This is a genomic window from Staphylococcus sp. HMSC068C09, from assembly GCF_001813735.1.
Classification (GTDB): Bacteria; Bacillota; Bacilli; order Staphylococcales; family Staphylococcaceae; genus Staphylococcus; species Staphylococcus hominis.
Window position 1 is genome coordinate 1 of record NZ_KV813707.1, and the last position, 451, is coordinate 451.

The window sequence follows — 451 nt, forward strand, 5'->3', positions numbered from 1 at the left end:
CAGGTGGTGCATGGTTGTCGTCAGCTCGTGTCGTGAGATGTTGGGTTAAGTCCCGCAACGAGCGCAACCCTTAAGCTTAGTTGCCATCATTAAGTTGGGCACTCTAAGTTGACTGCCGGTGACAAACCGGAGGAAGGTGGGGATGACGTCAAATCATCATGCCCCTTATGATTTGGGCTACACACGTGCTACAATGGACAATACAAAGGGCAGCGAAACCGCGAGGTCAAGCAAATCCCATAAAGTTGTTCTCAGTTCGGATTGTAGTCTGCAACTCGACTACATGAAGCTGGAATCGCTAGTAATCGTAGATCAGCATGCTACGGTGAATACGTTCCCGGGTCTTGTACACACCGCCCGTCACACCACGAGAGTTTGTAACACCCGAAGCCGGTGGAGTAACCATTTGGAGCTAGCCGTCGAAGGTGGGACAAATGATTGGGGTGAAGTC

1 rRNA gene is annotated in these 451 nt (G+C 51.0%); it reads left to right on the top strand.

The annotated features are described in order from the left end of the window. Positions 1 to 451: ribosomal RNA gene (locus tag HMPREF2930_RS00005) — 16S ribosomal RNA — on the top strand; the annotation flags it as partial.